This window comes from Ramlibacter sp. (assembly GCF_035655895.1).
Classification (GTDB): domain Bacteria; phylum Pseudomonadota; class Gammaproteobacteria; order Burkholderiales; family Burkholderiaceae_C; genus Ramlibacter.
On the sequence record NZ_DASRTN010000002.1, the window covers coordinates 141,946 to 166,450 of the forward strand.

The 24,505-nt window shown below is 71.5% G+C and carries 25 protein-coding genes; 13 read left to right on the forward strand and 12 right to left on the reverse strand.

Going from position 1 to position 24,505, the window contains the following annotated elements; genetic code table 11:
- Positions 1–2: 2 nt before the first annotated feature.
- The 3 genes from VFE82_RS00695 to VFE82_RS00705 all read left to right on the forward strand — a co-directional run bounded on the left by VFE82_RS00695 (position 3) and on the right by VFE82_RS00705 (position 2,163).
- The gene (locus VFE82_RS00695; RefSeq protein WP_324998307.1) at positions 3–1,022 is read left to right on the forward strand and encodes an ABC transporter substrate-binding protein; all 1,020 of its coding nucleotides are present in this window, start codon (positions 3–5) and stop codon (positions 1,020–1,022) included.
- Positions 1,023–1,137: 115 nt separating this feature from the next.
- Positions 1,138–1,587: a RidA family protein gene (locus tag VFE82_RS00700; RefSeq protein WP_324998308.1), complete on the forward strand. Its 450-nt coding sequence runs from the start codon at positions 1,138–1,140 to the stop codon at positions 1,585–1,587.
- Between the two features lie 114 nt (positions 1,588–1,701).
- Complete coding sequence (locus tag VFE82_RS00705) at positions 1,702–2,163, forward strand: CBS domain-containing protein (protein WP_324998309.1); 462 nt, start codon at positions 1,702–1,704, stop codon at positions 2,161–2,163.
- 35 nt (positions 2,164–2,198) lie between these two features.
- Here the strand turns inward: VFE82_RS00705 and VFE82_RS00710 are convergent, their stop codons facing one another.
- Entirely contained in the window at positions 2,199–2,744 is a 546-nt protein-coding gene (locus VFE82_RS00710) for an inorganic diphosphatase (protein WP_324998310.1), read from the reverse strand.
- Positions 2,745–2,909: 165 nt separating this feature from the next.
- Here VFE82_RS00710 and VFE82_RS00715 point away from each other — a divergent pair, with 165 nt between their 5' ends.
- From VFE82_RS00715 to cynS, 6 genes are all read left to right on the forward strand, one after another.
- Positions 2,910–4,130, forward strand: a complete 1,221-nt coding sequence (locus VFE82_RS00715) for a PAS domain-containing sensor histidine kinase (RefSeq protein WP_324998311.1) — start codon at positions 2,910–2,912, stop codon at positions 4,128–4,130.
- On the forward strand, positions 4,127–4,798 hold the full coding sequence (locus VFE82_RS00720; RefSeq protein WP_324998312.1) for a response regulator transcription factor: 672 nt from the start codon (positions 4,127–4,129) through the stop codon (positions 4,796–4,798). The genes VFE82_RS00715 and VFE82_RS00720 overlap by 4 nt, the downstream gene beginning before the upstream one ends.
- A 114-nt stretch (positions 4,799–4,912) precedes the next feature.
- Complete coding sequence (locus VFE82_RS00725) at positions 4,913–6,271, forward strand: CmpA/NrtA family ABC transporter substrate-binding protein (protein WP_324998313.1); 1,359 nt, start codon at positions 4,913–4,915, stop codon at positions 6,269–6,271.
- The gene (ntrB, locus tag VFE82_RS00730; protein ID WP_324998314.1) at positions 6,268–7,125 is read left to right on the forward strand and encodes a nitrate ABC transporter permease; all 858 of its coding nucleotides are present in this window, start codon (positions 6,268–6,270) and stop codon (positions 7,123–7,125) included. The genes VFE82_RS00725 and ntrB overlap by 4 nt, the downstream gene beginning before the upstream one ends.
- On the forward strand, positions 7,115–8,008 hold the full coding sequence (locus VFE82_RS00735; protein WP_414708705.1) for an ABC transporter ATP-binding protein: 894 nt from the start codon (positions 7,115–7,117) through the stop codon (positions 8,006–8,008). Before ntrB ends, VFE82_RS00735 begins: the two co-directional genes overlap by 11 nt.
- A complete protein-coding gene (cynS, locus tag VFE82_RS00740; protein WP_324998316.1) occupies positions 8,005–8,448 on the forward strand; it encodes a cyanase in 444 nt (147 codons plus the stop codon). Before VFE82_RS00735 ends, cynS begins: the two co-directional genes overlap by 4 nt.
- Positions 8,449–8,536: 88 nt before the next feature.
- Here the strand turns inward: cynS and VFE82_RS00745 are convergent, their stop codons facing one another.
- The 3 genes from VFE82_RS00745 to VFE82_RS00755 all read right to left on the reverse strand — a co-directional run bounded on the left by VFE82_RS00745 (position 8,537) and on the right by VFE82_RS00755 (position 10,021).
- A complete protein-coding gene (locus VFE82_RS00745) occupies positions 8,537–8,752 on the reverse strand; it encodes a KGG domain-containing protein (protein ID WP_324998317.1) in 216 nt (71 codons plus the stop codon).
- Positions 8,753–8,918: 166 nt separating this feature from the next.
- Complete coding sequence (locus tag VFE82_RS00750; RefSeq protein WP_324998318.1) at positions 8,919–9,302, reverse strand: thioredoxin family protein; 384 nt, start codon at positions 9,300–9,302, stop codon at positions 8,919–8,921.
- A gap of 47 nt (positions 9,303–9,349) precedes the next feature.
- Complete coding sequence (locus VFE82_RS00755) at positions 9,350–10,021, reverse strand: histidine phosphatase family protein (protein ID WP_324998319.1); 672 nt, start codon at positions 10,019–10,021, stop codon at positions 9,350–9,352.
- Positions 10,022–10,173: 152 nt separating this feature from the next.
- Between VFE82_RS00755 and VFE82_RS00760 the strand changes: the two genes are divergently transcribed.
- Positions 10,174–10,755, forward strand: coding sequence for a DUF6496 domain-containing protein (locus tag VFE82_RS00760; RefSeq protein WP_324998320.1), 582 nt, complete (start codon positions 10,174–10,176; stop codon positions 10,753–10,755).
- Between the two features lie 182 nt (positions 10,756–10,937).
- Here the strand turns inward: VFE82_RS00760 and VFE82_RS00765 are convergent, their stop codons facing one another.
- Genes VFE82_RS00765 through VFE82_RS00790 form a run of 6 tightly spaced genes read right to left on the reverse strand, consistent with a single transcriptional unit; the run spans position 10,938 to position 15,849 of the window.
- Positions 10,938–11,618 carry a VOC family protein gene (locus tag VFE82_RS00765; RefSeq protein WP_324998321.1) on the reverse strand — a complete coding sequence of 227 codons (681 nt, stop codon included), beginning with the start codon at positions 11,616–11,618 and terminating at the stop codon, positions 10,938–10,940.
- A complete protein-coding gene (locus VFE82_RS00770; protein WP_324998322.1) occupies positions 11,615–12,478 on the reverse strand; it encodes a PhzF family phenazine biosynthesis protein in 864 nt (287 codons plus the stop codon). The genes VFE82_RS00765 and VFE82_RS00770 overlap by 4 nt, the downstream gene beginning before the upstream one ends.
- 17 nt (positions 12,479–12,495) lie before the next feature.
- Positions 12,496–13,116 (reverse strand): glutathione S-transferase family protein, encoded by a 621-nt coding sequence (locus tag VFE82_RS00775; RefSeq protein ID WP_324998323.1) that lies wholly within the window; start codon positions 13,114–13,116, stop codon positions 12,496–12,498.
- Positions 13,113–14,321: a PLP-dependent aminotransferase family protein gene (locus tag VFE82_RS00780; protein ID WP_324998324.1), complete on the reverse strand. Its 1,209-nt coding sequence runs from the start codon at positions 14,319–14,321 to the stop codon at positions 13,113–13,115. The genes VFE82_RS00775 and VFE82_RS00780 overlap by 4 nt, the downstream gene beginning before the upstream one ends.
- Positions 14,318–15,238, reverse strand: a complete 921-nt coding sequence (locus VFE82_RS00785) for a DMT family transporter (protein ID WP_324998325.1) — start codon at positions 15,236–15,238, stop codon at positions 14,318–14,320. Before VFE82_RS00785 ends, VFE82_RS00780 begins: the two co-directional genes overlap by 4 nt.
- On the reverse strand, positions 15,235–15,849 hold the full coding sequence (locus VFE82_RS00790) for a LysE family translocator (RefSeq protein ID WP_324998326.1): 615 nt from the start codon (positions 15,847–15,849) through the stop codon (positions 15,235–15,237). Before VFE82_RS00790 ends, VFE82_RS00785 begins: the two co-directional genes overlap by 4 nt.
- Positions 15,850–16,037: 188 nt before the next feature.
- Between VFE82_RS00790 and VFE82_RS00795 the strand changes: the two genes are divergently transcribed.
- Positions 16,038–17,486 (forward strand): PLP-dependent aminotransferase family protein, encoded by a 1,449-nt coding sequence (locus VFE82_RS00795; RefSeq protein ID WP_324998327.1) that lies wholly within the window; start codon positions 16,038–16,040, stop codon positions 17,484–17,486.
- Here VFE82_RS00795 and VFE82_RS00800 read toward each other — a convergent pair whose 3' ends face one another.
- Positions 17,487–19,211, reverse strand: coding sequence for a phospholipase D family protein (locus VFE82_RS00800; protein ID WP_324998328.1), 1,725 nt, complete (start codon positions 19,209–19,211; stop codon positions 17,487–17,489).
- Positions 19,212–19,294: 83 nt separating this feature from the next.
- Positions 19,295–21,217 carry an ATP-binding cassette domain-containing protein gene (locus VFE82_RS00805; RefSeq protein WP_324998329.1) on the reverse strand — a complete coding sequence of 641 codons (1,923 nt, stop codon included), beginning with the start codon at positions 21,215–21,217 and terminating at the stop codon, positions 19,295–19,297.
- 95 nt (positions 21,218–21,312) lie between these two features.
- Between VFE82_RS00805 and VFE82_RS00810 the strand changes: the two genes are divergently transcribed.
- On the forward strand, positions 21,313–21,765 hold the full coding sequence (locus tag VFE82_RS00810) for a (2Fe-2S)-binding protein (protein ID WP_324998330.1): 453 nt from the start codon (positions 21,313–21,315) through the stop codon (positions 21,763–21,765).
- Positions 21,762–24,038: a xanthine dehydrogenase family protein molybdopterin-binding subunit gene (locus VFE82_RS00815; protein WP_324998331.1), complete on the forward strand. Its 2,277-nt coding sequence runs from the start codon at positions 21,762–21,764 to the stop codon at positions 24,036–24,038. The genes VFE82_RS00810 and VFE82_RS00815 overlap by 4 nt, the downstream gene beginning before the upstream one ends.
- Positions 24,039–24,505 lie beyond the last annotated feature (467 nt).

Sequence of the window (24,505 nt, forward strand, 5' to 3'; positions counted from 1 at the left end):
CCATGAGATCGCTCGCCGCCCGCACCCTGGCCATCGCCGCCCTCGCCGCGGCCGCCGGCACCGCCTGCGCCCAGGAGAAGGTGGTCTTCGCCACCAACTGGAAGGCCCAGCCCGGCCATGGCGGCTTCTACCAGGCGCTGGTCGACGGCACCTACCGCCGCTACGGCCTCGAGGTCGACATCCAGCAGGGCGGGCCGCAGGTCAACAACCGGCCGCTGCTGGCCACCGGGCGCATCGACTTCCTGATGACCGGCAACCTGCTGCAGACCTTCGACAACGTGAAGAACGGCGTGCCCACCGTGGTGGTCGCGGCCATCTTCCAAAAGGACCCGCAGGCGATCTTCGCCCACCCGGGGCAGGGGTACGCCCGGTTCGCCGACCTGGCCCGCGCACCCACCGCCTTCATCGGCAAGGACGGCCAGTTCAGCTTCTGGCAGTGGATGAAGGCCGAGCACGGCTTCCGCGACGAGCAGCTCAAGCCGTACACGTACAACGTGGGCCCGTTCCTGGCCGACAAGAAGTCGGTGCAGCAGGGCTACTCGATCGCCGAGCCGATCTCGATCCGCAAGCAGGCCGGCTTCGATCCGCTGGTGTTCCTGCTGGCCGACCATGGCTTCTCCACGTACAGCACGACGATCGAGACCCGGGCGGACATGGTGCAGAAGCGCCCGGAGACCGTGCGGCGGTTCGTCGAGGCGTCCATCCTCGGCTGGTACAACTACCTGTACGGGGACAACAAGGCCGCCAACGCGATGCTGCGCCAGCTCAACCCCGACAACGACGAGGCGGCCATCCAGGGCGGCATCGCGCTGATGAAGAAGTACGGCATCGTCGACAGCGGCGACGCGCTCACCCGCGGCATCGGCACGATGAGCGAGGCACGCATCCGCGACTTCCACGACAAGATGGTCAAGGCCGGCCTGTACAAGCCGGGCGAGGTCGACCTGTCGAAGGTGGTCACCATGCAGTTCGTCAACAAGGGCGTGGGCCTGGACGTGCGGCGCAGGCTCACCGGGAAATGACGCCGTCCGGACGCTCCGCGGCCGCCCCGCCGGCCGGCCATGGCGCGGCCGGCGGCGGCCCGCTTCTTGCGGGCGCCCGTGGCAGGCGGCCGGTGGCGGCCGCAGGAGGTGAACGATGAGCGTGGGCCGTCCCCTGGCCAACTATGCGGCGTTCCGCCGCGCGGGCGACTGGGTGTTCGCCAGCGGCGTGATCGCCGTCGATCCGGCGCGCAGCGTGGTGACCCGCTTCGAGCAGCTGCCGCCCGACGCGCGCGCGCCGTTGCGCGAGCTCGGCTACGACACCGGGCAGATGTCGGTCGACGTGTTCGAGGCACCGATCGTCGCGCAGAGCTGGTTCGTGCTGGACCGCATCCGGCAGATCGGCGCCGAGAACGGCGCGGGGCTCGACAGCGTGGTGCGGCTGGTGCAGTACTTCCGCGACCTGCGGCACTACCCGGCGTACAACCGGGTGCGCGGGCTGTTCTTCCCGCAGCCGGTCGTCAGCACGGTGGTGGAAGTCAGCCGCATGCTGCCCTCCGACGAGGTGCTGGTCGAGGTCGAGGCCACGTTCTACCTGGGTCGCTGAACGGCTCGTCATCGGCGTCCTACGGCCGCTTGCGAGCACGCCGATAGCGCGCCCGCACCGCATCCCTAGAGTTGGTTCCACCCCGGCGCTTTGCCGGCAACCAGGAGAATCGACATGGCAACGGTGGCAGACGTGATGACCCGCGAGGTGCGCAGCATGACCCCCGCGGACACCTTGAGCGACGCGGCCAAGGTGATGGACGAACTCAATGTGGGCGTGGTGCCGGTGTGCGAGGGCGACCGCCTGGTGGGCATGGTGACCGACCGCGACATCGTCGTGCGCGGCCTGGCCCGCGACCTCGACCCCGCCGGCAGCAAGCTGTCGGACGTGATGAGCGGGCACGTGCGCACGGCGCGCCCGGACGACGACGTCGACGAGGTGCTCACCGAGATGGCGAACGCGCAGATCCGCCGCATGGCGGTGGTGGACGGGCAGGACAAGCTGGTGGGCATCCTGTCGCTCGGCGACATCGCCGCCAAGAGCCCCGAGGACGAGGAGGACGTGGGCCTCTCGCTCGGCGACATCTCGTCGCCGGCGGAGCCCGATCGCTCCGAGCAGCAGAAGCAGTCGGGCTGACGGGCGGGGTGCCCCGGGCAGGGGCCGGCCGGCGCTCAGCCCGGTGCGTCGGCCTGGCGCCGGCCGCGGGCCAGCAGCGCCTGCGCCTCGGCCGCACCGGCGCGGCCGAGCGGCTGGAAACGCACGCCCTTGTGCTGGTTGTAGAAGACGAAGAAGCGCTCGACTTCGTCCAGCACCGCCGGCGTCACGTCCTCGAGGGCGCGCCAGTGGCCGTAGCGGTGGCTGTTGCGGGCGACCGCGAGCAGGCGGTCGTTGCGCTCCGGGGCAGCGTCGCCTTCCTGCTGCTGCGCCAGGATGACGCCGACCAGCCGGCAGGGCACCACGGTGCCCGGCGGCACCGCCTCGTCCATGAACAGCAGCACGTCCAGCGGGTCGCCATCCTCGCCGCGGGTGGAGGGAACGAAGCCGAAGTCGTACGGGAAGGCGGTGCCCAGCGGCAGCACCGCATGCAGCTCCATCGCGCCGAGCGCGGGCTGCCACTTGAGCTTGTTGCGGGTGCCGGCGGGTGCCTCCACGACAGCCCGCCAGCAGCCGTCCTCGTCCTGTGCGGGCAGGCGGTCGAGCGCGGGCGGTGGGGTCATGCACCGAGGGTAGCGCGCACCGTGTCGCTGGTGCTGTAGGCGCCCGGCTGAATCGCGCCCGTTCCGTCCGGATCCCGGCGGAAGCGTGGTGCCCGGCGCCCTGCGGTGGCGCGTGCGGACCGGCCAGGTGGCGGTCGATGGCACAGGCGTTGCTTGAAGGACCGCATGCACGCCGGATCCCTGCAGCTGTCCGCCACCGGTGCGCCGGCGATCGATCCGCTCTGGCGCGACCAGCTCGGGCTGCTGCTCGAGTCGACCGGCGAAGGCGTGTTCGGCATCGACCTGGCCGGCCACTGCATGTTCATCAACCGCGCCGCTGCCCGCCTGCTGGGCTGGGAGGCGGGGCAGGTGCTGGGGCGCAACATGCACGAGCTGACCCACCACTCCCACGCCGACGGCACGCACTACCCGGACGTTGCCTGCCCGATCTTCAACGCCTTCCGCCAGGGCCTGCCCTGCCGCATCGACACCGAGGTGTTCTGGCGCCGGGACGGCGGCAGCTTCCCGGTCGAATACTCCAGCCACCCGATCCTGGATGGGCGCGACGTGCGCGGCGCGGTGGTCACCTTCGTCGACATCACGGACCGCAAGCGCGCCCGCGATGCACTGCAGCAGGCCAACGCGGAGCTGGCGGAGGCCAAGAGCGCGCTGGAGCACCGCGTGGCGGAACGCACGCGCGAGCTGACCCTGGCGCTGGAGCGGCAGCGCGAGCTGGCGGCCTACTCGGACCAGGTGCGCGAGGAAGAGCGCACCCGCATCGCGCGCGAAGTGCACGACGAACTGGGCAGCCTGCTGGTGGCACTGAGGATGGACGTCAACTGGCTGGACAAGCGCCTGTCCGAACAGGCCGCGGGCGACACCGGCGATGCGCAGGCCCTGCGCGAGCGCATGCGCAGCAAGTGCCGCAACATGGGCCGGCTGATCGAGAACGCGGTCGGCAACGTCGGCCGCATCATCACCGACCTGCGCCCCACCATCCTCGACCACCAGGGCCTGTGGGCGGCGCTCGAGTGGCAGGCGGGCGAGTTCGTGCGGTCCTCCGAGCTGCTGCTGGACTGGGCGCCGGATCTCGCCGGGCAGGCGCTGCCGGAGCTGCCCGACCGCGCCGCGATGGCGGTGTTCCGCATCTTCCAGGAAATGCTCAGCAATGTCGGTCGGCACGCCCAGGCGACCCGGGTCGGCGTGCGCATCGGCCTGGACGGCGGCGTGCTGCGCCTGTCGGTGCAGGACAACGGCCGCGGCGCGGCGGCCGAGACCTTCGAGGCGCCCACCGCCTACGGCGTGCTCGGCATGCGCGAGCGCGCACGGCCGTTCGGCGGGCGCATCGAGATCGCCGCGGCGCCCGGGCAGGGCTGCGCCGTCACCCTCTGCATGCCGCTGCCGTGACCTGCGCACCCATCCGCGTCCTGATCGCCGACGACCACCGCATCGTGCGCGAAGGCCTCAAGCAGGTGCTGGCCGACGCGCCCGAGATCAGCATCCGCGGCGAGGCGGCCGATGGTCACCAGGCGCTCGAGCAGGTCGCTGCCGCGGGCGGCGATCGCGGCCTCGACCTGGTGCTGCTGGACATCGCGATGCCCGGCCGCGACGGGCTGGACGTGCTGCAGCAGCTGCGGCGGGACTGGCCCGGGCTGCCGGTGCTGGTGCTCAGCACCTATCCCGAGCGGCAGTACGCGGTGCGCTGCATCAAGCTGGGCGCCGCCGGCTACATGAACAAGGGCGCGGACGCCGACGACATGGTCGCGGCCGTTCGCAAGGTGGCCGGCGGCGGCGTCTACGTCACGCCGCTGGCGGCGGAGGCGCTGGTCAGCGCCGTGGGCGGTGCATCGACCCGGCGCGGTCCGGAGGCGCTGTCGCACCGGGAGCACCAGGTGTTCCGCCTGCTCACTTCGGGGCGCAGCGTGAGCGAGATTGGTGCGCAGCTGCAGCTGGCGCCCAACACGGTCAGCACCTACCGTGCGCGGATCCTGGAGAAGACCGGCGCCCGCAACGACGTCGAGCTGGCGCTCTACGCCGAACGGCATGCCAAGGCCCCGCCCGGCGCCGGCATGTAGGGCTGCCACTACACGCGCTCGACCCTGCTGCCGCGATCTTGCGACGGGGGCCTGCGCCCGGCGCGAACGGGCGCGGCCCTTGCAATGGCTGGGCGTCACGACCACGAGGTTCCCATGTCCGAGCTGCCCGATGCCTACGATGCCGACCGACCGCTGATGCTGCGCTGCGCCTGCGGTGCCGACCATGCGCCCGGCGACCACGCCGCCGCGGACGAGCAGGCGCTCTCGCGCAACTTCATGGAGGCCGCGCTGGTCAAGGCGCTGTTCCCCGTCGAGAGCGTGCGGCGCGGCTTCCTGAAGGCAGTCGGCGCAGGCACCGCGCGGGCGGCCATCGCGTCGGTGCTGCCCGTGTCCGCCTTGCAGGCGATGGCGCAGGACCGCGGTCCGCTGGAGAAGAAGGACCTGAAGATCGGCTTCATCGCGATCGCGTGCGCGAGCCCGCTGATCATGGCCGACCCGCTGGGCTTCTACCGCAAGGAAGGCCTGAACGTGCAGCTGATGAAGACGGCCGGCTGGGCGCTGATCCGCGACAAGATGATCAACAAGGAGCACGACGCCTCGCACTTCCTGTCGCCCATGCCGCTGGCCATGAGCATGGGCCTGGGCTCCAGCCAGGTGCCGATGAACGTGGCCAGCATCCAGAACACCAACGGCCAGGCGATCACGCTGCACGTGAAGCACAAGGACAGGCGCGACCCGAAGGCCTGGAAGGGCTTCAGGTTCGCGGTGCCGTTCGAGTACAGCATGCACAACTTCCTGCTGCGGTACTACCTGGCCGAGCACGGCGTGAACCCGGACACCGACGTGCAGATCCGCGTGACGCCACCGCCGGAGATGGTGGCCAACCTGCGCGCCGGCAACATCGACGGCTTCCTCGGCCCCGACCCGTTCAACCAGCGCGCGGTCTACGACGAGGTCGGCTTCATCCACATCCTGTCCAAGGAGATCTGGGACGGCCATCCGTGCTGCGCGTTCGGCGTCGGCGACGAGTTTGTCCGGCAGAACCCGAACACCTTCGCGGCGCTGTACCGCGCGATCCTCACCGCCTCGTACATGGCGAGCATGCCCAGGGACCGCGAGCTCATCGCCAAGGTGATCGCGCCGCCGCAGTACCTGAACCAGCCCGAGACGGTGCTGCAGCAGGTGCTCACCGGCAGGTTCGCCGACGGCCTGGGCAACATCCGCAACGTGCCCGACCGGGCCAACTTCGACCCCGTGCCCTGGCAGAGCATGGCGGTGTGGATGCTGACGCAGATGAAGCGCTGGGGCTACGTCAAGGGCGACGTCAACTACCGGCAGATCGCCGAGAAGGTGTTCCTGCTCACCGACGCCAAGGCAGCGATGGCGCAGGCCGGCTTCCGCCCGCCGGAGGGCGCCTACCGCAAGTTCAAGGTGATGGGCAAGGAGTTCGATCCGGCCCGGCCCGAGGAGTACGTCCGCAGTTTCGCGATCGGCAAGGCGGGCGCGGCGTGAGGCCGCTGGACCTGAAGGCGGCCCTGGTCACCGCCGTCGTCCTGCTGCTGCTGCTGGGCGCGTGGCATGTCGCCACGCGCCAGGGCCACGGCCCGGCGGCCGGGGCCGGCATGACGGCCGAGCAGCTCGAGTACGCGAAGATGATGGGCCAAGACCCGGGGAGCCGCAAGACGACGGGGTTCCCCTCGCCGTCGCAGGTGGCCGGCGCCTTCGCCCGCCAGCTGGCCGACCCGTTCCACGACAACGGCCCGAACGACAAGGGCATCGCGATCCAGCTCGCGCACTCGCTCGGCCGGGTCGGCCTGGGCTTCCTGCTCGCCTGCCTCGTTGCCGTGCCGCTGGGGTTCGCGATCGGGATGTCGCCGTTGCTGCACAAGGCGCTGGACCCCTTCATCCAGCTCCTCAAGCCGATCTCGCCGCTCGCGTGGATGCCGCTGGCGCTCTACACGATCAAGGACTCGTCGGTGTCGGGCGTGTTCGTGATCTTCATCTGCTCGGTCTGGCCGATGCTGATCAACACGGCCTTCGGCGTGGCCTCGGTCAAGCGCGAGTGGCTGAACGTCGCGCTGACGCTGGAGGTCCGGCCCCTGCGCAAGGCGCTGCGCGTGATCCTGCCGGCGGCCGCCCCGACCATCCTGACCGGCATGCGCATCAGCATGGGGATCGCGTGGCTGGTGATCGTGGCAGCCGAGATGCTGGTCGGCGGCACCGGCATCGGCTACTTCGTGTGGAACGAGTGGAACAACCTGTCGCTCACCAACGTGATCTTCGCCATCGTGGTGATCGGGGTGGTCGGCATGCTGCTGGACCTGGCGTTCGCGCAGCTGCAGAGGCTGGTGACCTATGTGGAGTGACGTGACCCGGCGCGCGCTGGCCGACGCGGCCGCCGAGGCCGGCTTGGACGAGCGTCCCGCGCGGGGCTTCCTGCGCGTCGAGCGGCTGGCCAGGGCCTTCGTGCCGGGCCGTCCGGTGTTCGCCGGCGTCGACTTCAGCATCGAGCGGGGCGAGTTCGTCTGCATCATCGGCCACTCGGGCTGCGGCAAGACCACCATCCTGAACGTGCTGGCGGGGCTCGACCACGCCAGCGAAGGGCACGTCTTCATGGACGGCCGCGAGGTCGCCGGGCCCAGCCTGGAGCGCGGCGTCGTGTTCCAGGGCCATGCGCTGATGCCGTGGCTGTCGGTGCGACGGAACATCGCCTTCGCCGTCGAGTCCCGCTGGCCGCACTGGAACCGCGCGCAGGTGAACCTGCAGGTGGAGCGGTTCGTGGCGATGGTGGGGCTGGTGTCCGCCATCGACCGCAAGCCGTCGCAGCTGTCGGGGGGCATGAAGCAGCGGGTGGGCATCGCGCGCGCCTTCGCGATCCAGCCCAAGATGCTGCTGCTGGACGAGCCCTTCGGCGCGCTCGATGCGCTCACGCGCGGGACCATCCAGGACGAGCTGATGGCCATCGTGCGGGAGACGCGCCAGACGGTCTTCATGATCACGCACGACGTGGACGAGGCCATCCTGCTGGCCGACCGCATCGTGCTCATGACCAACGGCCACGAGAGCGCCGGCCGCTACACCCCCGGCGGGATCGCCGAGGTGGTGTCCAACCCGCTGCCGCGCAGCCGCACGCGCGCCGGCCTGCACCGGCTGCCGGGCTACTACGAACTGCGCAACCACATCGTCGATTTCCTCGTGTCCCGGGCGCATGCCGGGGCGCACCGATCCACCAGCCAGGAGCCAGCATGAACCGCAACGACGTCACCGAGAAGATCATCTCCGCCAAGGTATCCAGGGGGATCACGTGGGAGGAGGTCGCCAGCAAGGTCGGCCAGTCCAAGGAGTGGACCACCGCCCTGTGCCTGGGCCAGATGACGGCCACCGCCGAACAGGCCCGCACGATCGGCGAGATCTTCGGCCTGGGCGGGGAGGAGCAGAAATGGCTGCAGGTCGTGCCGTACAAGGGGTCGCTGCCCACGCAGGTGCCGACCGACCCGCTGATCTACCGCTGGTACGAGATCGTCAGCGTGTACGGCACGACGATCAAGGCGTTGATCCACGAGGAGTTCGGCGACGGCATCATGAGCGCCATCGACTTCTCCATGGACATCACCCGCGAACCCGATCCCAAGGGCGACCGCGTGAACGTGGTGCTCTCCGGGAAGTTCCTGCCGTACAAGACCTACTGAGTCCGCAGCACCCGGCACGGACGAACAAAAGGCCACGCATCGCGTGGCCTTGCGCTGGACGGCCGGCGAGGTGCCGGCTCCGGCGGCGTTACTGCGCGGCCTTCTTGCGGTTCATGCTGCGCGCCTGGCCGCCCTTGCGGCCGGCCTCGCGGGCTTCCTCGGACGTGAACTCGTGGGCCGTGCCCTTCTCGTGGGCGGCCTTGCCGCCCTCGCTGGCGATCTGGCGCTGGCGCTCCGGATCCATCGAGGCGAAGCCCCGGTTGGACGTCTTGCCGCCCTGGTTGCCCTGGTTGTTCGATGCCATCGTGCGTACTCCTAAAAGACTTTGGGATTGAATGCATGGCGGCGCGGGACCTGCCATAGGCTGGCATTGGGAATGCAAAGCGAAGAGTCGCTCGTCAGGACCCGATGGAGACCAACGTAGGACTTGGCCTTGCTGGGTTACATCCAGACAAGGCCTGTATCGGATGCTAGCGTTTTGGGAGCACCGTGGCCTGCAGCCGGTGCAGCAGCGCACCTGCTTCGGGAGCCGCTTCGCGGGTGCCGCGCGGGTCGGCGAGCAGGCTGTCCAGGAGCCGCCCGACCTGCGTGGGCGACGGCTGCACCGGTCCGAAGAAGCGCGCTCGGCGGCCCTGCGCGATCAGCAGCGTCGGGAAGGTCTCAATGTCGATGTCGCCCATGGCCTCGGCCTCGTCCTCGACATCGACCCAGTCGAAACGCACCTGCGGATGGGCGAGGGCGAGCGCTTCGAACACGGCCGACCATTCGCGGCAGACGCCGCACCAGGCGGCGCACAGGCAGATCACCTGCCACCCGTCGGTGGATTCGCTGCGGTCCGGTCGAACGGCGTCCATGGGCCCGGAGTGTACGGAAGCCGCCGGCTGCCCGACGGCGCGGGCCTTCAGGCGTAGGTGACCCAGTCGCGCAGGTCGGGCGCGTCCAGGTGCGGCAGCGCGTTGAACGTGATCAGCGACAGCCGCTTGGGCGTGAAGGCGAACTCGGTGACCGCCGTGTTGCGGATGCGCAGGTTCAGCTCGATGGTGGTCTCCGGGCTGGTGCCCAGGACGTGGCCGACGGCGGTCGAGATCGGCCCGCCGCTGCTCACCACCAGCACCTTCTGCCCATGGTGGTTGGCGCGCACGTGGTCCAGCGCGCCGGTCACGCCCCGCACGAAGTCCGGATAGGCCGGCATGCCGCGCGGGCTGGCCGCGCCGGCCATCCACTGCGCCAGCCCATCGCGCAGCAGGCGGAAGTGGTGGCGGTAGAGCTCGGGCGTGTCGGGCCGGGGCAGCGGCTGCGGATGGATGGCCGCCACCACCGCGTGGCTGTCGTACTCGTTCAGGCCTTCCCAGGCCAGGTGCTCGCCCGCACGGTTCATGCCTTGCAGGATGCCGGCCAGCGTCTGCTTGTGGCGGCGCAAGGTCCCCGCGATCAGCGCGTCGAAGTGCACGCCCTGGTGCGCGAAGTACTCACCCAGCCGCACGCTCTGGCGCTGGCCCAGGTCGCTGAGCTGGTCGTAGTCGTCGGCGCCGAACGACGCCTGGCCGTGGCGGACAAGGTACAGGGTTCCCATGGGCGAGATTCTCGCGACGGGCGGCCGCGCCGCTCGTCCCGGTCGCGACTGTCCACCGGGCGACGGGCGCCTACGCGCGCTGCCGGCGGGTTCCTGCACGGCCCGCGAACTCGGCAGCCGGAGGATCCGGGCATTCTGCAAAGGAGAACCGGATGGCACGCTACGGCAGGAAGTCGCACGAGAAGGTCGAGGAGGTCATGCACGAGATGAAGCAGGGCCAGCTCAGGAGCAGCAGCGGGCAGAAGGTCACCAATCCGAAGCAGGCGATCGCGATCGGCCTCTCGGAAGCCCGCAGCGAAGGCGGCAAGGTGCCGGCGCCCCCGAGCGGGACGGCGAAGAAGTCCGGGAGCGGGACCCGCAAGGCGACCGCCACCGCGCGCGGTGCCGCCAAGCCGGCAGCGAAGAAGGCAGCAGCGAAGAAGACAGCGGCAAAGAAGCCGGCAGCCAAGAAGACCGCGGCCGGGAAGGCGCCGGCCCGCAAAGCTGCCGCCAAGAAGGCTCCGGCCCGGAAGAGGGCGGCCGGGAAGACGGCGACGAGAAAGGCAGCCACCCGGAAGGCGCCGGCCAGGAAGACGCCGGCCAAGAAGGCTCCGGCCCGCAAGGCGGCGCCGACGAAGACGAGTGCCAAGGGCGCGGCGGCCAAGAAGGCCCCGGCCCGGAAGACGACCGCGCGCAAGACCGCCGCCCGCAAGACCGCGCGGAAAGCGCCGGCCAGGAAGAGCGCCGGCCGCTAGCGACTCGCCCGCTCGCCGGGGTGCACGACAGCCCTTCACGGTTGAGGGTCGGGCGGCGGTGCCGGTGCCGCACGCGTCGCGCGATGCCGGTGCATCGGTGATTCGGTGATCGGTGATCGGTGTTGGCGATCTCGACCAGCGACCACCGACCAGCGATGGTCAGCCAGTCGCCCGGCCGCGGTTCAGCTCGACAGGCGCCGCGGGCCGGCTGGCGTGTGCAGCGTCGCGCACAGCCGCGCCGAACCGTCCTCGACCGCCACGTTCTCCACCCCGATGGCCGCGAACGCCGCGCGCAGCACCTGCGGCTGCGGGTGGCTCGCACCGAGCCCATGCAGCGTCACGCCGGAGTCCGGCAGGGCGGCCGCGGGATGGGTGTCGCCCCACTCGATCAGCGCTGGCAGGCAGCCGTCCAGCAGGCGCCGGCCGTCCCGCCGCACCGTGATCTGCCACTGCAGCAGCCCGCGGGGCGTGGGGCGCGAGGCGGTGACGACCTCGCCCGGATCGAGGCCGAGGTCCCGCCAGGCCTGCACGGCGGCGCGCACGTCGGCGACCTGTGCGACCCAGTGGACCAGGCGCGGTCCCTGCGCGCGCAGGCCGGCCTGCAGTGCCGGGTCGTCGAGGTCGAACCAGCGCCGGCGCCCGTCGGCCGCGCCCGCGCTGCCGGGGTCGATGGCGATGATCTCCAGGTACGCGCGGGGATGGTTGACCGTGGCGATGCGCAGCAGCCGGTTGTGCGTGCCCATCAGCGGATGGACGCCGCCCGCGCCGGGGTCGACGCCGAGCGTGCGCTCGCACCAGGCGGCTCCCTCGTCGAGGGTCGGCGCGGCCACGACCAGGTGGTCGATCCGCCCGGACGTGCTCACAGCAGCACCCGGCCGTCGACGCAGGTGACGCTGTCCCCGCCGATCCAGATCTCGCCGTCGGCCCGCGCCACGTGCACCCGGCCGGCCCGCCCGAGCGCGGTGCCCTGCGCGGCGAGGTACCGCTCGGGCGCGGTGCCGGCACCGATCAGCCACTGCGCCAGCGCGGCATTGAGGCTGCCGGTGACGGGATCCTCGATCAGGCCGTTGTTGCCGGGGAAGAACGCACGGACCTCGAACGCACAGTCGTCGCCGGGCGGATGGGCCCCGACCACGCCGACCTTGCCGGTGGCGCCGGCCACGCCGACGAACAGGCCGGCGAGCACGGCCGCGTCGGGACGCAGCGCCAGCACCTGGGCCGCGTCGCGCAACAGCACGCCCCGCCAGCCCGGCCCGTTGTCGCACCAGGCGTGGTCGACGATGTCCTCGCGCCGCACCCCGAGGCCCCGGGCGATCAGGGCCACGTCGGCCTCCGGCAGCGGACCGCTGCGCCGCAGCGGCGGCGCAGCGAAGGCCAGCCGGGTGCCGTCCCGCCGGATCTTCACCAGTCCGACCCCGCATTCCTGCACCACGTCGCGGCCCTTCGGCCGGTGGCCGGCCTGCAGCCAGGCATGGCAGCTGCCGAGGGTGGGATGGCCGGCGAACGGCAGCTCGCCGGCCGGGCAGAAGATGCGCACGCGGTAGTCGGCCTCGGGATGTTCGGGCGGCAGCAGGAAGGTGGCTTCCGACAGGTTGGTCCACCGGGTGAACGCGTGCATCTGCTCGCTGCTCAGGCCCCGGCCGTCGAGCACGACGGCCAGCGGGTTGCCGAGGAAGGGCTGGGCGGTGAACACGTCGACCTGCTGGAAGGGGCGGTGCGGCATGGCGGGCTCCGGTGGGGTCAGGACAGGGGAAGGTCGAGCACGCCGCGCGCGGCCGGCAGCGCGGCGATGCCGGCGTACCAGGCGTCCAGGCGGGGGCGCTCGGGGTGCGGCAGCGGCAGCCCGCGCCAGCGGTGCATCTCGCAGGCGAGCGGGATGTCGGCGATGGTGAGCACGTCCCCGGCGATGAACGGCCGCGCGGCCAGGTGCGACTCCAGCAGGTCCCACAGCGGTTCCATCGCGGCCACCGAGGCGTCGACCGCGGCGGGGCGGCGCGCGGCCGCGGGCGTGCGCACGAGCTGCACGAAGGCCTCGCGCCCCGCCGGGTTCATGGTGGTCTGCTGCCAGTCCATCCAGCGTTCGGCATCGAACCGGCGCCGCAGGTCGGCCGGGTAGAGCGTGCTGTCCCCATGCCGGGCCGCCAGGTAGCGCACGATCACGTTCGACTCCCAGAGCTCGAAGCCCGCGTCGTCGAGCAGCGGGACCAGCGCGTTCGGATTGCGCGCCAGGTACCCGGGCGTGCGCACCACGCCGAACTCGCCGCCGGCCTCCAGGCGCTCGAACGGCAGGTCCAGCAGGCGCGCCGTGAGCACCACCTTGCGCACGTTGATCGAGGACAGGCGGCCCCAGAGGCGGATCACGGCCGGCCCTGTGCCGCCCGCACGGCTTGCGCCAGCGCGGCGATGCCGGTGTCGATCTGGGCCGCCGTCGCCGTGACGAACGACAGCCGCAGGGTGCGCAGCGCCTCCGGGTCGTCGCCGGCGCCGGCATAGAACGCGGCGCCCGGCACGAAGGCGACGCCGCGCTCGACGGCCTGCGGCAGCAGGTCGAGCGCGTTCATGCCGCGCGGCAGCCTGGCCCACAGGAACATGCCGCCGTCCGGCGCGTTCCACTCCACGCCCAGCCCCGCCATGTCGCGCGCCAGCGCCGCCAGCATCGCGTCGCGCTGCGAGCGGTACAGCGCGCGGATGCGCGGCACGTGGCGGTCGAGGAAGTCGCCCGCGATCACGCGGTGCGCCATCCGCTGGTTGAAGCTGGGGCTGTGCAGGTCGGCGGCCTGCTTGGCCTGCAGCAGCTTGGGATAGAGCGCCGGCGGCGCGACCAGGAAGCCCAGCCGCAGGCCCGGCGCCAGCACCTTGGAGAACGAGCCCAGGTAGATGCAGCCGTCGGGATGGCGCGCCGTCAGCGGCCGCGGCGGGGCCTGGTCGAACCACAGGTCGCCGTAGGGGTTGTCCTCGACGATCGGCAGGCCCAGCCGGGCGGCGGCGGCGCTGACCTGCGCGCGGCGCGCCTCGGTCATCGTGCGGCCGGTGGGGTTCTGGAAGTTGGGCAGCAGGTAGAGGAAGCGGGCGCCGGCGGCCTGCCGTTCCAGGTCGTCGGGCAGCACGCCGGCGTCGTCGCTGGCGACGCCGACGACCTCGGGCTCCATCGGCGCGAACGCCTGCAGCGCACCCAGGTAGGTGGGCGTCTCCACCAGCACGCGCGAGCCGGCGTCGAGCAGCACCTTGCCGACCAGGTCCAGGCCCTGCTGGGAGCCGGTGGTGATCAGCACCTGGTCGGGATCGACCGGCCAGGGCAGGCCGGCGGCGATCCGCTCGCGCAGGGGCGCGAAGCCCTCGCTGGCGGCGTACTGCAGTGCGGCCGGGCCGTCCTGCGCCAGCACCTGCGCGCTGGCTGCGGCGAACTCGTCCACGGGGAAGGTGCTGGGGGACGGCAGTCCCCCGGCGAAGCTGATGATGCCGGGCCGCTCGGTGACCTTGAGGATCTCGCGGATGACGGACGGGTTCATGCGCTGGGCGCGACGGGCCAGCACCCAGGGCGTGGCGGGAAGGTCGTTGGGCTTCATGCGGGTTCCTTGGCGGACAGCGGTGGGACCGGCCGCACCGGCATTTTCTTGCCGATGAAGACGGTGGCGATGACGGCGAGTGCGAACGCGACGGTGGTGGCGTCCAGGGACTCGTCCAGCAGGGGCACGGCGAACACCATGCTCAGGAAAGGCTGCACCAGCTGCACCTGGCTGACCCGCACGGTGCCGCCTTCGGCAAGGCCCCGGTACCAGGCGAAGAAGCCCAGCCACATCGAGAACACCGCGACGTAGCCGAAGGCCCACCAGGCCGAGGCCGGCAGCGCCAGCGTGGGCCGCGCGAGGAAGGCGGCCGGCGCCGTGACCGGCAGCGACAGCACCAGCGCCCAGCAGATCACGTGCTCGGCCCGCATGCGCTGGGACAGCCGCGCCCCCCAGGCATACCCGACGGCCGCGCAGCCCATGGCCCCGAGCAGCAGCAGGTCGGCCGGGTGCAGGACGGTGGACGCGCCCCCGTTGCGCAGCAGCGCGAACGCGACGACCAGCACGCTGCCCAGGCCCGCGCAGGCCCAGAAGCCGGCGCTGGGGCGCTGGCGGTGCAGCCACGCACCGACCGCGGCGGTGGCCAGCGGCAGCACGCCCACGATCACGCTGGCGTGCACGGCTTCCACGTAGCGCATCGCCACCGAGGTGAGCAGCGGAAAACCGAACACCACGCCGGCCGCCGTGATGGCCAGCGCCGGCCAGTCGCGCCGGGCGGGCAGGGGCGCGCGGGTGGCAAGGAGGAAGGCGGCCGACAGCATCGCGGCGACCACCGCCCGGCCGAGCGCGATGAACACGCCGGACATCTGCGGCGCCTGCGGCGTGCCGACCGCCAGCCGCGTCATCGGCAAGGTCAGCGCGAAGATGGCCACGCCCAGCAGGCCCAGCCACAGGCCACGGATCTCGTGCCGCTTCATGCGAGCGCCATCCAGGCCGCGGTGCCCAGCAGCACCAGGGCCAGCAGGCGGTTGAACCAGAGCAGGCGCGTCCCCTGGGACAGCCAGCCGCGCAGCAGCGAGCCGGCGGCTGCGTAGCTGAAGTTGCTCACGAACGCGAACACCGAGACGATGGCGCAGACCTGGGCCAGCCGTTCCCAGGGATTGGCGGTCGGCACGCCGGCCGTGCTGACCACCCACCCGGCGCTGATGGTGAGCGCCAGCATCCAGGCCTTGACGTTGACGAACTGCAGCCCGACGCCCTGGAGGAAGCCGACGTCCAGCCGGCGGCCGTCGGCGCTGCCGAAGCGGCCCGCACCGGCCAGCTTCCAGGCGAGCCACACCAGGTAGGCACAGCCGAACACCTGGATCGCCAGCCGCAGGACCGGCACGCTGGCGACCGCGGCGCCCAGGCCCGCGGCGCTGAGCACCATCACCAGCGTCCAGCCGGCCGGCACCGCGAAACAGAAGCGCAGCGCGTGCCGCAGGCCGTGGTTGGCCGCCATGGCGGTCGACAGCGTGGTGTTCGGGCCTGGCGAGAAGCTCATGGCCGTGCAGAACGCCAGCAGCGCGGCGAGTTCGGCGGCGTTCATCGGGCGGTGCACCGGCTGGCGGCGTGCCCGGCGCCGGCGCGGGCGATGGGACAGTGCGACCAGTCGTGCGGACGTTGTCGGGACATGCGGACGACTGTAAGCTCCACCGTCAGTACACCACCAATACAGTTGGTCAGGTCAGATCAATGTCTGTACTGGCCGATCCGGCGATACACGGAAGCGCTCGCATGCTGATGAAAACCCCCTCCCAGTCGCTCACCGAGCAGCTGTCCGGCCGCTTCGCCCAGCGGATCCGCGACCGCCTGCTGGCGCCCGGCGCGCGCCTGCCTTCGGTGCGCCAGTGCGCGCAGCAGCAGGGCGTGAGCCCGTCGACCGTGGTGGCGGCCTACGACCAGCTGCTGGCCCAGGGCCTGGTGGAGGCCCGCAAGAACCGAGGCTTCTTCGTGCGCGACCAGGCGCCCCCCGAGCCCGCGAAGCCGCCGGCCGGCGATCCTGCGGGGTCTCCCACGCCGCCCTGGGCCACCGCGACCGGGTTCATGGGCGCGCGGCCGGCGGCGCCGATCGATGCCACCGCGCTGATCCGCGGCATGTTCCACCGCATCGGCCCGAAGCCGCAACCGGGCATGGGCGTGCTGCCGCGCGAGTGGCTGGAGTCGACCTTCATGGGCGCCGCCGTGCGCAAGGTGACCGGCACGCGCGCGCTCAACGACTTCTCGCTGCAGTACGGCGAGCCGATGGGCGACAGCGGGCTGCGGCGCGCGCTCGCCAAGAAGCTCGCGACACTCAACGTGCACGCGGGCCCCGACAACATCATCACCACCGTCGGTGCGACGCACGCACTGGACGTCGTCAGTCGCACCCTGCTGCGGCCGGGCGACCCGGTGATGGTGGAGGAGCCCGGCTGGGCGGTCGAGTTCGCCCGGCTCACGGCGCTGGGCATGCGGCTGCTGCCGGTGCCGCGGCGCGCCGACGGTCCCGACCTGGACGTCATGGCCCGGTACTGCGAAGTCCACCGGCCCAAGCTCTATGTCAGCGTGAGCGTGTTCCACAACCCGACCGGCTACTGCCTGTCGCCCGGCAGCGCGCACCGCGTGCTGCAACTGGCCAACCGGCACGACTTCCACATCGTCGAGGACGACACCTACAGCCACATCGCGCCCGAGCACGCCACCCGGCTGTGTGCGCTGGACGGCCTGCAGCGCACCATCCATGTCAGCGGGTTCGCCAAGATCCTGGCGCCGAACTGGCGCGTGGGGTTCCTGGCGGCGCATCCGGACCTGATCGGCCGTCTGCTGGACACCAAGCTGCTTGCCACGCTGACCACGCCGGCGCTGCTGGAGCGTGCACTGGCGCTGTGCATGGAGCAGGGGCAGCTGCGCCGCCACGCGGAACGCATCCGCACCCGGCTGGACGCCGCGCGCAGCCGCAGCGTGAAGCTCGCGCTGGCCGCCGGCTGCCGCTTCGCGGCGGAGCCCGCGGGCCTGTTCGGATGGGTGGACACCGGCGTGGACACCGATGCGCTGGCCCAGCGCATGCTGGACGAGGGCTACCTGCTGGCGCCCGGGGCGCTGTTCCATGCCGAGCGGCGCCCCTCGACGCTGATGCGGATCAACTTCGCGACCACCCAGGACGCGGCGTTCTGGCGCCGCTATTCGGAGCTGGTGCGCACGATGTGACTACAGCATCTCGTCCGGCGCGAACGGCGCGAGCACGTCCACCAGCAGCCGGAGCTTCCAGTCGGCCTCGGGCTCGCTGCTCGCATCGCCGAACGCCGCGCCGGGCGGTGCCCGCCACACCAGCGCGTCACCCCGGGCTTCGACCCGGTAGGCGCCGCGCGCGAAGCTCGACTCGATCAGCCGTGCGGCCTGGCCGGCCAGCGTGGCGCTGCGGATCAGCAGCGCCACTTCACTGTTCTTCAGCTGGGAGCGCAGGTCCAGGTTCATCGAGCCGATCACCGCGACGCGGCGGTCGACGACCACGGCCTTGGAGTGCAGGCTCGCGCGCGAGAAGCCGCTCTTGGAACCACCGACGGTGCTGCCCAGGCTGACGCCGCTGCCGCTGCCGCTGCTGCGCCGGCCATCGCGCAGGCCGGCGGAGGCGGGGTCGGCGCGCATCTCATGCAGCTCGACGCCCATGGCGAGCAGCTCGCGGCGATAGCGGCGGTAGCCGGCGTGCGCAGCCGGCGCGTCGTTGGAGGCGAGCGAGTTGGTCAGCACGCGGACCGCCACCCCGCGCCGCCGCAGGTCGGCGAACACGTTCATCATCTCGGCGCCCGGCACGAAGTACGGCGAGATGATCAGCAGCTCCTGCCGCGCGCCCCGCATCAGCTGCAGCAGGCCATCGACCACGGTTTCGCCCGCGTCGGCTTCGTCGTCGCCGGGCCCTACCTTGCCCGGCTGGTCGGCCAGGAGCGTCGCCGGCGCCCAGGTCAGCGGCACCTGGCGCAGGTCCATGGCCGGGCGCTGGCCGAGGCTCGATGCCGCTGCGGCCGCATTCGGCCTGGCGGTCGCCTCGGGCAGCACGGCACCCACTGGCTGCGCTGCGGGCGCGGGCGCCGCCGGCGGGCGGGACCCGTCGGACGGGGCGCGGTCGTCGCCGTCGTCGCGCAGGCGGTCCAGGTCCCCGCGGGTCAGCAGCGACTGCACCGGATAGGCCAGACGGTCGTTCCAGTAGCGGTCGAAGCTGGCGGCCATCTGCCGCACGACGGCGCCCGTCGCGAGCACGTCCAGGTCGACGAAGGCGCTCTTGTCGTCGCCGCCGAAATAGGCGTCACCCAGGTTGCGGCCGCCGGTGATGCCCCAGGCGCTGTCGGCGATGAACAGCTTGTTGTGCATGCGCTTTTGCAGGCGCTCCATGTCGTGCAGGGAGCCGAACACGCGGCCGAAGAGCGAGCCGCGCGAGCCGGGCACCGGATTGAACAGGCGCAGTTCGACGCCGCGCTCGAACGCCAGCCGCAGCACCTGGGCGTCTTCGCCCACCGTGTTGAAGTCGTCCAGCAGGATGCGCACGCGCACGCCACGCCGGGCCGCCGCGCGGATGTGTTCCAGCAGCACCTCGGTGCTGCCGTCCGCATGGATGGCGTAGTACTGCAGGTCCAGCGTGTGCCGGGCGGCGTCGGCCAGGGCGACGCGGCTGCTGAACGCGTTCTCGACGCTGTCGAGCAGGCTGAAGGCGGATTCGCTGCGGGCTCGCGCCGCATCGCGGCGGGCCTGGGTGAGTTGGCCGAGCGGCGTGGCCTGCGGCGCATCCCATGCGCGCGAGGCCTGGCGGTCGACGTTCTCCGGGAGGCTGGAGCAACCAGCCGTCCAGCCGGCCAGCAGCACCATCGCCAGCCAGCGCCACCACCAGCTCGCAGGGGCGGACGGGAGGACGGAGCGGCAGGCGACCAGCAGAGGAAACATGGCCGAGCCACTGTAGCCCGGCAGGCGGCCGGCCGGAGCCTGCCGAAGGTCAGCGGTGGCCGCCACTTGCCGACGGCGCTGCCCTACAGCGAGCCGAGCGCCTCCCAGCGCTCCAGCGCGGCCATCAGGTCGTCCTCGATCTGCGCGTTGCGGGCCGCCAGCTGCGCGGCACGCTCCCCATCGCGTGCATACAGCGTGCCGTCCGCCAGCTCGGCCTGCAGCGCGGACTGCTCCTGCTCCAGCGCCTGGATGCGCGCGGGCAGCGCCTCCAGCTCGCGCTGCTCCTTGTAGCTCAGCTTCCGGCGCGGCGTGGCGGCCGCCGCGGGCGCCGCGGGCGCGGTGGTCGACGCTGGGGTTGCCGGCGCCGCTGCGGAGGGCACCGCTGCGGACCCGCCCACGGGGTCGTGCTTCGCGGTCCGCCCCGCGGCCAGGGCGAGGGCGCGCGCCCGCTGCGACTGCGTGAGCCAGTCCTGCACGCCGCCCTCGTATTCGCGCCAGCGGCCGTCTCCTTCGTGGGCGATGGTGCTGGTGACCACGTTGTCGAGGAAGGCACGGTCGTGGCTGACCAGGAAGACCGTGCCTTCGTAGTTCTGCAGCAGGTCCTCCAGCAGCTCGAGCGTGTCGATGTCCAGGTCGTTGGTCGGCTCGTCCAGCACCAGCACGTTCGCGGGCCGCGCGAACAGGCGCGCCAGCAGCAGCCGGTTGCGTTCGCCGCCCGAGAGCGACCGCACCGGCGAGCCGGCCCGCGCCGGCGAGAACAGGAAGTCGCCGAGGTAGCTCTTGACGTGCTTGCGCTGGCGGCCGATCTCGATCCATTCGCTGCCGGGGCTGATGAAGTCCTCCAGGGTGGCATCGAGGTCGAGCTGGTCGCGCATCTGGTCGAAGTACGCGACCTGCAGGTTCGCGCCCTGCCGCACCTTGCCGCTGTCGGCGGCAAGCTCGCCCAGGATCAGCTTGAGCAGGGTGGTCTTGCCGGCCCCGTTCGGCCCCATCAGGCCGACCTTGTCGCCACGCAGGATGGTGGCGCTGAAATCGCGCACCACGACGCGGTCGCCGAACGCCTTGTGGACATGGGCCAGCTCCGCGACGATCTTGCCGCTGGGCGCGCCCGAGGCCAGGTCCATCTGCACCCGGCCCAGCGCATCGCGGCGGCCGGCCCGCTGCTCGCGCAGCTGCTGCAGCCGCGTGATGCGGCCCTGGGCCCGGGTGCGCCGCGCCTCGACGCCCTTGCGGATCCACACCTCCTCCTGGGCCAGCAGCTTGTCGGCCTTGGCGTTGACCACGGCCTCCTGCGCGAGCTGTTCTTCCTTCAGCGCCTGGTAGCGCGTGAAGTTGCCCGGGTAGGAGCGCAGCTGGCCGCGATCGAGCTCCACGATGCGGGTGGCCACCCGGTCGAGGAACGTACGGTCGTGGGTGATCGTCACGATGCTGCCCCGGAAGTCGACCAGCAGGCCTTCCAGCCACTCGATCGCATCGAGGTCGAGGTGGTTGGTCGGTTCGTCCAGCAGCAGCACGTCCGGGCGCGTCACCAGCGCCTGCGCCAGCGCCACGCGCTTGCGCACGCCCCCCGAGAGCGTGCCGACCCGCGCCTGCGGGTCGAGGTGCAGCCGGTGCAGGGTCTCCTGCACGCGCTGCTCCCAGTTCCAGCCATCGTCGGCCTCGATGCGGCCCTGCATGGCGTCCAGGTCGCCTTCGCCCCGCGTGTACTGGTCGATCAGCGCAAGCAGGCCGGCCAGCCCGGCGCTGACGCTCTCGAAGATGCTCTGCGCGAAGTCGAGCACGGGTTCCTGCGCCACGTACGCGATGCGCAGGCCCTGCTGCAGTTGCAGCGTGCCGTCGTCCACGCGCTCGAGGCCGCCGAGGATCTTCAGCAGCGACGACTTGCCTGCGCCGTTGCGGCCGATCAGGCCGACCCGTTCGTTGGATTCGAGTGCGAAGTCGGTGTGGTCCAGCAGGGGGACGTGGCCGAAGGCCAGCTGGGCGTCGGAAAGGGTGATCAGGGCCATGAAGCGCGCGATTATCCGGGCCGGCGCACCGCTGGGCGTGCCGGGCGGACCGGGGCCACCCGCGCCGATATAGTGGTTCGCAAGGAGGAGCAGACGTGCAGCTTCAGATCAATGGGCGGCCGGTCGAGGTCGACGTGGAACCGGCGATGCCGCTGCTGTGGGTGCTGCGGGATGTCCTGAACCTCACCGGAACCAAGTACGGCTGCGGCATCGCGGCCTGCGGAGCCTGCACGGTCCGCCTCGACGGGCAGCCGGTCCGCTCGTGCGTGACGCCGGCCTCGGCGGCGGCGGGCAGACGGGTGGTCACGATCGAGGCGCTGGGGGCTCCCGGCGCGCCGCATCCCTTGCAGGCCGCCTGGATCGCCGAGCAGGTGCCGCAGTGCGGCTACTGCCAGAGCGGCATGCTGATGGCCGCCGCCGCGCTGCTGGATCGCAAGCCCAAGCCCAGCGACGCCGACATCGACGAGGCGATCACCAACCTGTGCCGGTGCGGCACCTACCAGCGCGTGCGCGCCGCGATCAAGCGCGCGGCCGGGGTGAAGGCGTGAAGCGCAGGACCCTGCTGCTGGCCGGCACCGCCGGCGCCGGCGCGTTGCTGGTGGGATGGCTGGCCCTGCCGCAGCGCTCGCGGCTCGGCTCGCCCGGGCTGCTCGCGCTGCGCGACGGCGAGATCGCGCTGAACGGCTGGATCAAGATCGGCCAGGACGGGCGCGTGACGCTCGCCATGCCCCGCAGCGAGATGGGGCAGGGCGTGCACACGGCCCTGCCCATGCTGGCGGCCGAGGAGCTCGATGTGCCAGTGGCCGCCATGCGCACCGAACAGGCCGGGCCGGACGCGATCTACGGCAACGTGGCGATGCTGGTGGCCGGGCTGCCTTTCCACCCGCTGGCCGACGAGAGCGAGGACGGCTTCGGCCGCGCCAAGGCAGCCCGCTGGGTGGTCGGCAAGGCCGCGCGCGAGCTGGGCATCAATGCGACCGGGGGCTCGAGCAGCGTCATGGACGCCTGGGAGGTGGTGCGCACCGCCGCGGCCACCGCCCGCGCGTCGCTGCTCGGCGCGGCTGCGCTGCGCTGGAAGCTGCCGGTCGACGAACTCACCGTGCGCGAGGGCGTCGTCTCGCATCCGTCCGGGCAGAGCGCGACCTATGGCGAACTGGCGCGCTTCGCGGCCGCCACCCCGCCCGGCACGGTTACCCTGAAGGAGCCGAAGGCCTGGACCGTGATCGGGCGGCCGGCGCCCCGGCTGGACGTCGCCGCCAAGGTCGACGGCTCCGCGCGCTTCGGGCTGGATGTCCGGCCGGAGGGGCTCCGGTACGCCGCAGTGCGCCTGTGTCCGATCCTCGGCGGCGCGCCGGGGCGGGTCGATGCGGCCGCCGCCCTCGCGCTGCCGGGCGCGGAGCGGCTGGTGATGCTGCCCGCGTACGCGGGCTCCACCGCGGGATTCGCCGTGATCGGCCGGACCTCGTGGCACGCGATGCGCGCCGCCCAGGCGGTGCAGGTGGACTGGCAGCCGCGGCCCGGACCTCCGCTCGATTCCGTCGCCATCGCGGCGTCGCTGGAGTCACAGGTGCGCACCGGCCAAGGGCACGCCTTCCATGTGCGGGGCGATGTCGAAGCCGCCGAGAAGCAGGCGGTGCGCGTGGTGGAGGCGTGGTACCACGCACCCTACCTTGCCCACGCGACGCTGGAACCGATGAACTGCACCGCGCGCGTCGCCGCTGGCCGGGTGGAGATCTGGGCGCCGACACAGGTGCCGATGATGGCGCGCGACGCGGCGGCCCGGGTGGCCGGTGTTCGCGTGGAGGACGTGACGGTGCACGTGCCCTTCCTCGGCGGGGGCTTCGGGCGTCGGCTGGAGGTCGACTACGTGACGCAGGCGGTGCGGGTCGCCATGGACGCCGGCGGCGCCCCGGTGCAACTGGTGTGGCCTCGCGAGGAGGACGCCACCCACGACTTCTACCGGCCGATGCACGTGGCGATGCTGCGGGCCGCGGTCGACGCCGAGGGCCGCATCGCCAGCCTGCGCATCAAGTCGGCCGGCGATGCGATCACGCCGCGGTGGTTCCAGCGCGCGATGCCGTCCCTGGCCGGCCGCATCGACCTTCCCGACAAGACCACCGCCGAGGGCCTGTTCGACCTGCCCTACGGCTTTGCGAACCAGCGGATGGAGCACGTGGCGACGCTGTCCGGCGTGCCGGTGGGCTTCTGGCGCTCGGTCGGCCACTCGCACGACGCGTTCTTCTCCGAATGCTTCATTGACGAACTCGCCGCGGCGGTCGGGCAGGATCCGATGGCTTTCCGGCAGGCGCTCCTGAAAGGGGCGCCGCGCCACCAGGCCGTCCTGGAACTGGCTGCGCGCCAGGCAGGGTGGGGAACCGCGCTGCCGGCGGGCCGGGCGCGAGGCATCGCGCTGCACGAATCATTCGGGTCGGTCGTCGCCCAGGTGGCCGAGGTGTCGCTGGAGCAGGGGTTGCCGCGGGTGCACCGGGTGGTGTGCGCCATCGACTGCGGCACGGCAGTCAATCCCGGCATCGTGGCCCAGCAGATCGAGGGTGCCGTCGTGTTCGGCCTCACGGCAGCGCTGCACGGACGCGTGGATATCCGCAACGGCGCGGTGCGGCAACGGAACTTCCCGGATGCGCCGCTGCTCACACTGGCCCGATCCCCGAACGTGGAGACGTGGATCGTCCCGAGCCAGCGCCCGCCCGGTGGGGTGGGCGAGCCGGGAGTCCCACCGATCGCGCCCGCCGTGGCCAATGCTCTCCACGCACTGACCGGGCGACGGTCCCGGTCGTTGCCGCTGGGTCAGGGCACGAGCTGAGACCAGGGGCTTGCAGATCGGGAAAACCCCGTGCTATAGTCGCGGGCTCCGCTGAACACGGCGCTGCGCAAGCAGCACCCGGGCGACGGAGGCCGGTTTCGGCGGCAGGCGGAAAGAGGTAACAAATATCTCGAACGCGACCGCAGCAAAAAATCGGTATAGAATTCGAGGCTCTGCTGAAAACGAATTGCAGTGAATTGCGAAAGCAGTTCAGCAAGACGAAGAAAGCAAAACCCCAAAGGTTGACAGGTTTTCCTAAAAACTGTCATAATTCAAGGCTTCGCTGATCGCAGCAAGCAAACAAAGCAAGGCGGCAACGCCAAGCTGAGTTGACAGGTTCGTTAACAACATACAGCCGATAAGCGTGGGCGTTTGACTGGCGATTGCCAAGTTCTTCGGAACTGGGTCCGCAAGGACCTACAAACGCTCATGAGAAGAGAAGTGAAGTTCACTTCAATTCCGTTTTA